The organism is Streptococcus sp. HMSC068F04 (genome assembly GCF_001837455.1).
Lineage (GTDB): Bacteria > Bacillota > Bacilli > Lactobacillales > Streptococcaceae > Streptococcus > Streptococcus salivarius_D.
Genome location: NZ_KV832534.1, coordinates 34067 through 41114 on the forward strand (window position 1 = coordinate 34067; position 7048 = coordinate 41114).

7 protein-coding genes are annotated in these 7048 nt (G+C 39.9%); all 7 read left to right on the forward strand.

Annotated features, from left to right (window positions below):
- Positions 1–271 precede the first annotated feature (271 nt).
- The 7 genes from HMPREF2571_RS09830 (at position 272) to HMPREF2571_RS09860 (ending at position 6977) form a co-directional block, all read left to right on the forward strand.
- Positions 272–646 carry a CidA/LrgA family protein gene (locus HMPREF2571_RS09830; RefSeq protein ID WP_002884266.1) on the forward strand — a complete coding sequence of 125 codons (375 nt, stop codon included), beginning with the start codon at positions 272–274 and terminating at the stop codon, positions 644–646.
- Positions 639–1334, forward strand: a complete 696-nt coding sequence (locus tag HMPREF2571_RS09835) for an LrgB family protein (protein ID WP_002884772.1) — start codon at positions 639–641, stop codon at positions 1332–1334. The genes HMPREF2571_RS09830 and HMPREF2571_RS09835 overlap by 8 nt, the downstream gene beginning before the upstream one ends.
- An 85-nt stretch (positions 1335–1419) precedes the next feature.
- The gene (locus HMPREF2571_RS09840; protein ID WP_013990183.1) at positions 1420–1980 is read left to right on the forward strand and encodes an HAD-IA family hydrolase; all 561 of its coding nucleotides are present in this window, start codon (positions 1420–1422) and stop codon (positions 1978–1980) included.
- Positions 1981–3933: a DNA topoisomerase (ATP-hydrolyzing) subunit B gene (gene gyrB / locus HMPREF2571_RS09845; protein ID WP_013990184.1), complete on the forward strand. Its 1953-nt coding sequence runs from the start codon at positions 1981–1983 to the stop codon at positions 3931–3933. It abuts the gene before it with no gap.
- Between the two features lie 96 nt (positions 3934–4029).
- Entirely contained in the window at positions 4030–5754 is a 1725-nt protein-coding gene (gene ezrA, locus HMPREF2571_RS09850; protein ID WP_002886788.1) for a septation ring formation regulator EzrA, read from the forward strand.
- A gap of 111 nt (positions 5755–5865) precedes the next feature.
- On the forward strand, positions 5866–6513 hold the full coding sequence (gene serB, locus HMPREF2571_RS09855; protein WP_070848039.1) for a phosphoserine phosphatase SerB: 648 nt from the start codon (positions 5866–5868) through the stop codon (positions 6511–6513).
- 224 nt (positions 6514–6737) lie between these two features.
- Positions 6738–6977 carry a hypothetical protein gene (locus tag HMPREF2571_RS09860; protein WP_013990186.1) on the forward strand — a complete coding sequence of 80 codons (240 nt, stop codon included), beginning with the start codon at positions 6738–6740 and terminating at the stop codon, positions 6975–6977.
- Positions 6978–7048: the final 71 nt, after the last annotated feature.

Consider the following 7048-nt stretch of genomic DNA (forward strand, 5'->3'; position numbering starts at 1 on the left):
TATGTGGTGACATAAGAATTTTTTATGACAACTTCTTTGAATAGTCTCTTATTTTGAAAAAATAGAATTTTTTGGGCTGTAAAATGAAATTGTGATTAAGATAAATATTTGACTATTTTTTACAAGCCCAACTTTCAGTGTTGAGCTTGTTTTTTCATATTCAAAAAGGTTCGTATAGGGCTCTTAATTTTTCAAAAGAATTTACTGAAAACTCTTGAAATTCAAGAAAAAAGGAGTAGACTAATAGGTGATTAAACCTAGGAGGCAAGTCGTGAAATACTACGTTCAATTCATGTTGATTTGTTTGTTTGCCGTTATTGGTGAAGCTATTTCAACATTCTTCAAATTACCTATTCCTGGAAGCATTATTGGCCTATTCTTGCTTCTTATTGCTCTTCAGCTTAAGTGGATTCGTCTACGTCATATTCATGCAGTAGCAGAGTTTTTAATTGCCAATATGACTATTCTATTTTTGCCAGCAGGTGTCGGTATTATGGAACGATGGAATGCTATTTCAGCGAATATTGTCCCTATTATTTTGATTATTATGGGAGCCTTGGTTCTTAATATTGTAGTGATTGCAGTAGTTGTCGGTTTCATCAAAAAACATTTTGAAGGTGATTACGAGGAGGTTAAACGTGGCTAATTTTTTTAATACACCCTTGTTTGGGCTAACACTTTCTGTACTAGCTTACACAATAGGGCTTTTGATTTATCGCCGTTTTCCTAATCCCTTGACAACGCCTCTCCTTGTATCGACTGCCTTGATTATCGTCATTTTGCATTATACAGGTATTTCCTACAAGGATTACTATGTAGGTGGCTCTTATCTTAATAGTTTGATTATTCCTTCAACGGTCGCTCTAGCAGTTCCTTTTTACAAGAATCTGCACCTCATGCGCCATCACTATAAGAGTATTTTAATTGGATCAACGGTTGCCTGTGTTTTAAATACGAGTTATACGGCCTTGATTGCTAAGCTTTTTGGGATGGATTATTTCTTAGCCATCTCTCTCTTTCCTAAGTCTGTAACAACTGCCATGGCTGTAGGGATTTCGGAAAAAATGCAGGGGATTACGACAGTAACCTTGGTCGTCGTTGTTATTACGGGAATTTTAACCTCAGTCTTGGGTCCAGTCTTTTTAAAAATGATTGGTATTAAAGACCCAGTTGCTATCGGACTTTCACTAGGAGGGACCGGACACGCTGTAGGTACAGGAACTGCCTTCAGATATGGTCAGGTTGCAGGTGCCATGGGTGGTCTTTCAATCGCTGTAACAGGTATTCTATATGTCTTTATTAGTCCTATTGTGGCAAGTTTGATTCTGAAATAAAAAATTAAGGTTTGGATAGGTTTTCCAAGCCTTTTTAGCTGTGAAAAACAAGCAAAAACTGACCTTTTATGTTATAATTAAGGTTATGAATTATGGAGATTATATCTGGGATTTGGGTGGTACCTTGTTGGATAATTACCAGGTATCAACCCAAGCCTTTCTAGCAACTTTAGAACAATTTGAGCGTACAGCAGAACCTCAAGCAGTCTATGATGCCCTTAAGGTATCAACGAGCACTGCCATTGCCATGTTTGCGCCTGATATAGCTGATTTTCGAACCTTATATAAGCAGGAAGAAGCCAAGCATTTACAGGAACCTGTTCTTTTTGAAGGTGCTAGGGCTGTCCTAGCTAAGATTGTGGCTGAGGGTGGGCGTAATTTTTTGGTTAGCCACCGTAATCACTTGGTGCTAGAAATCCTTGACAAAGCAGAAATTGCCTCTTATTTTACAGAGGTTGTAACTTCTGAAAATGGCTTTGCTAGAAAGCCGAGTCCAGATAGTTTCCTTTATTTAATTAAAAAATACGATATTAAACACGGCTTGGTCATTGGTGACCGCCAGATAGATATAGAGGCAGGAAAAGTAGCGGGTCTGGATACCTTGCTTGTTGATGGCCATAAATCATTATTGGAGATTGTGACATAAATGACTGATGAATTAAAAAATCTTGAAGAAAAAGCGCAAGAATATGATGCTAGCCAGATTCAAGTCCTAGAGGGTCTTGAAGCGGTACGTATGCGTCCAGGTATGTATATTGGATCAACCTCAAAAGAAGGGTTGCATCATTTGGTATGGGAGATTGTCGATAACTCAATCGATGAGGCCTTGGCTGGTTTCGCCACTCATATTCAGGTCTTTATTGAGCCGGACAATTCTATCACCGTTGTCGATGATGGTCGTGGTATTCCAGTCGATATCCAAGAAAAAACTGGCCGTCCTGCAGTTGAAACTGTCTTTACAGTACTTCACGCTGGTGGTAAATTCGGCGGAGGCGGTTATAAGGTCTCTGGTGGATTGCATGGGGTTGGTTCTTCGGTCGTTAATGCCCTCTCAACACAACTTGATGTTAAGGTTTATAAAAATGGCCATATCCACTTCCAAGAGTATAAACGTGGGGTCGTGGTAGCAGATTTAGCAGTAATTGGTGAAACAGAGAAACATGGTACGACTGTTCACTTCACGCCAGATCCAGAGATTTTCCAAGAAACAACCGAGTTTGACTTTGGAAAATTGGCTAAACGTATCCAAGAGCTAGCCTTTTTGAACAAGGGGCTCCGTATCTCTATCACAGATAAGCGTGAGGGTCTCGAACAAGAGAAACATTATCACTACGAAGGTGGTATCACGTCTTATGTGAAATACATCAATGAAAACAAGGATGTTATCTTTGATGAACCTATCTACACTGATGGTGAGATGGATGGTATTTCGGTTGAAGTTGCTATGCAATACACGACTGGCTATCATGAAACGCTGATGAGTTTTGCTAACAACATTCACACCCATGAAGGTGGTACCCATGAACAAGGTTTCCGTACAGCCTTAACGCGTGTCATTAATGACTATGCACGTCAGAATAAGATTCTCAAAGAAAAAGATGATAATTTGACTGGGGATGATGTTCGTGAAGGGTTGACTGCTATCATCTCTGTCAAGCACCCAAACCCACAGTTTGAAGGTCAAACCAAGACCAAGCTTGGAAACTCTGAAGTGGTAAAGATTACCAATCGTCTCTTTAGTGAGGCTCTAAGTCGCTTCCTCTTGGAAAATCCTGCCATTGCTAAGAAGATTGTTGAAAAAGGGATTTTGGCTTCTAAGGCCCGTATCGCCGCTAAGCGTGCCCGTGAAGTGACACGTAAGAAGTCAGGTCTTGAAATTTCTAACCTTCCAGGGAAGTTGGCAGACTGTTCATCGAATAATGCCGAAATGAACGAACTTTTCATTGTCGAAGGGGACTCAGCCGGTGGTTCTGCTAAATCAGGTCGTAACCGTGAATTCCAAGCTATTCTGCCAATTCGAGGTAAGATTTTGAACGTTGAAAAGGCTAGCATGGATAAGATTCTAGCCAATGAAGAAATTCGTTCTCTCTTCACAGCTATGGGAACAGGTTTTGGAGCTGAATTCGATGTCAGCAAGGCACGTTACCACAAGTTGGTAATTATGACCGATGCCGATGTCGATGGGGCTCACATCCGTACCCTGCTTCTGACTTTGATTTACCGCTTTATGCGTCCAGTCTTGGAATCAGGTTATGTCTACATTGCACAACCACCAATTTATGGGGTTAAGGTTGGTTCTGAGATTAAAGAATATATCCAACCTGGTGCAGATCAAGAAGACAAATTGCGTGCTGCACTTGAAAAGTATAGTGTGGGACGTTCAAAACCTACGGTACAACGTTATAAAGGTTTGGGTGAAATGGATGACCACCAACTTTGGGAAACTACCATGGACCCTGAAAATCGTTTGATGGCACGTGTTTCTGTGGACGATGCTGCGGAGGCAGATAAGATTTTCGATATGCTGATGGGAGACAAGGTTGAACCTCGCCGCGAATTTATCGAAGAAAATGCCGTTTACAGTACTCTAGATATCTAATATTCTTTTAAAAAAGGATGCAATGCTAGGATAACTATGATATAATCGTAATGTTATTCTACATTTATGAACATAATAGACGATTAAGGAGAAACTATGTCTAGCGGAATTGTTTTACTGATTGTAGTGGTAGTTATACTCGTAATTATCGCTTACTTAATCGGTATTCTTATTAGAAAACGAAATGATTCGCGGATTGCAGAGCTTGAAGAGCGCAAGCAAAGCTTGTTTGACTTGCCAGTTAATGAAGAAATTGAAGAAGTCAAAAAGCTTCACTTGATTGGACAAAGTCAAACAACCTTCCGTGAATGGAATCAGAAATGGGTAGATATCTCAACAAACTCATTTACAGATATTGAGAATCATATTTTCGAAGCTGAAAATATGAATGATACTTTCCATTTCTTCAAGGCTAGTGGTGAAATCAATAACATTGAGAGTCAGTTGGATCTTGTGGAAGAAGACATCAAGTCTATTCGCGAAGCGCTCTCAACCTTGAAAGAACAAGAAGAAAAGAACAGTGCTCGCGTTAAGCATGCATTAGACTTGTACGAAGAGTTGCAAAACTCAATCGAGGAAAACTCTGATAATTTCGGTTCTACCATGACCGAAATCAATAAACAGCTTAAAAACATTGAAGCTGAGTTTGCAGAATTCGTGACGCTTAACTCATCAGGTGACCCTATTGAGGCATCAAGTATTTTGGATCGTGCAGAAGAACACACCATTGCATTGGGTCAAATTTCAGAGAAGATTCCTGCGATTGTAGCTAAGTTGGAAGATGATTTCCCAGATCAGTTAGATGATTTGGAATCTGGCTATCGCAAGTTGATTGAGCAAAATTATCACTTCCCTGAAAAAAATATCGAACGTCGCTTCCAAGAAATTCGTGAAGCTATCCGTTCTAACTCAAGTGAATTGGTTTCTCTTGATTTGGACCGTGCGGAAGAAGAAAACGTTGAGATTCAAGATAAAATCAACAACTTGTATAGTATTTTCGAACGTGAAATTGCCTCATACAAGGTTGTTATGCGTCATAAGAAAATCTTGCCAGACTATCTTAAACACGCTAAAGAAAACAACAAAAAACTTCAAGAAGAGCTTGAGCGTCTCATGTTGACTTATATCTTCGATGAAACTTATGCGGCAGATGTTCGTAGCTTTGCATCTGATATCTCAGGTGTGGAGACAGCTGTGCTTCCAACCCTTGAAAACTTTGAAGCTCAGGTGAAGCCTTTCTCAGAACTTGAAAAGATCTTTGAAAAGAGTCTCAATACCTTGTCTGCTGTTGAAAATGGTCAGGTTGAGGTCTTTGAAAATCTTCAGGCTATTGAGAAAAACGAAGCTAAGGCACGTGAAGAGCTTGATATTTATGTTAATAAATTGCATGTTATCAAGCGTTACATGGAAAAACGTAACCTGCCAGGTATTCCTCAATCCTTCTTGAGTGTCTTCTTCTCAACAAGTGCTCAAATTGAGGCCCTTATGGATGAACTCAGCCGTGGACGTATCAATATCGATGCGGTCATGCGTTTGACAGAAACATCTAAAAATGCCATTGATCATTTGGAAGAAACTGCCTACTTGGTGGTTCAAAATGCAACCTTGACTGAGCAACTCTTGCAATACTCAAATCGCTACCGTTCGTTCGAACCTGCTGTTCAAAGTAGCTTTGAGCATGCACTTAAATTGTTTGAAGTTGATCATGATTATGATGCATCTTTGGAAGAAATCTCTTATGCCTTGGAAACAGTTGAACCAGGTGTGACAGATCGTTTTGTATCATCTTACGAGAAGACACGCGAACAAATTCGTATGTAAGAGAAAGATTCTGGACTAGGGTCCAGAATTTTTTGTAAGGTCCGTTTTTCATTTCATATTAAAATTAAATCTAGTGAAGGCTTAGATAGGCATCAAAGAATCGAGGTAATTATGTCAGAAGTTAAAGGTTTATTAGTTATGGACGTAGATTCAACGCTAGTCCAAGAAGAAGTTATCGATTTATTGGGTGAAGAAGCAGGCGTTGGTCAAGAAGTTGCTGAAATCACAGAGCGTGCCATGCGTGGAGAATTGGATTTTAGACAGGCCTTAAATGAGCGTGTAGCGACCCTCAAGGGATTGCCAGAGAGTATATTTGATAAGGTCTATGCTCGTATTCATTTCAACAAAGGAGCCAAGAAACTTGTGGATAAACTTCACGCCCGTGGCTTTAAGGTAGGCTTGGTTTCTGGAGGCTTCCATGAGACTGTGGATAGACTAGCAGCTGAAGCAGGAATTGATTATGTCAAGGCTAATCACCTAGAGGTGGTTGATGGTGTCTTAACTGGTAAGGTTTATGGTGAGATTGTTACCAAAGATGTCAAGGTAGCCAAACTCAAAGATTGGGCAGCAGAAAATGGTCTCGAACTCTCGCAAACCATTGCAATGGGTGACGGTGCCAATGATTTACCTATGATTAAGACAGCTGGTATCGGCATCGCCTTTTGTGCCAAACCAATTGTCCGTGAACAAGCTCCTTACCAAATCACAGAACGAGACTTGTATAAGGTAATCGAGATTTTGGATGAGGTTAGGAAATAGTAGATATATAAATAGTCCTTTGGAATCATCCAAAGGACTATTTGTATACCCAAAAAGCACCGATTCGGTGCCACTTTCTCAAGTTGAATACGGACTCAGCCTTATTTTAACTTTGCTGCCTTGTTTCGAATGGTTTCACCCTCTCTTTGTAACGATTTTTGGTTGACTTCTCCTCAAACTCATCCTATCATAGAGGAGTCTAGTATTGAAATGGGGGAAGAGACATGTTATACGAATATCCAGCGATTTTTCACACGATTGAGGAAGGTTATCAAATTAGTTTTCCTGACTTTGGTCGTAGCATTAGGGCAGATTCTTTGCCTCTTGCCATGACGAAAGCATCTGTGTTTTTATCACATATTATTAAAGGGTATGAAGATAAGCCTTTACCTGAGCCGACTGCGGTTAGCAGTATTCCTAATGAGGAAGAACTCGTCGTGTTGATTCAAACAGAGCTTGATTAAGACTAAAAAACTCTCGGAAGATTAATTCCCGAGAGTTTTAGGTTTTATTTTGTGACTTTAAGTCCGTTTCG

Excerpts from the sequence above, each read along its gene's own strand:
- HMPREF2571_RS09840 (WP_013990183.1), top strand. The coding sequence starts at position 1,420 with ATGAATTATGGAGATTATATCTGGGATTTGGGTGGTACCTTGTTGGAT.
- gyrB (WP_013990184.1), top strand. The coding sequence starts at position 1,981 with ATGACTGATGAATTAAAAAATCTTGAAGAAAAAGCGCAAGAATATGAT.
- ezrA (WP_002886788.1), top strand. The coding sequence starts at position 4,030 with ATGTCTAGCGGAATTGTTTTACTGATTGTAGTGGTAGTTATACTCGTA.
- serB (WP_070848039.1), top strand. The coding sequence starts at position 5,866 with ATGTCAGAAGTTAAAGGTTTATTAGTTATGGACGTAGATTCAACGCTA.
- HMPREF2571_RS09860 (WP_013990186.1), top strand. The coding sequence starts at position 6,738 with ATGTTATACGAATATCCAGCGATTTTTCACACGATTGAGGAAGGTTAT.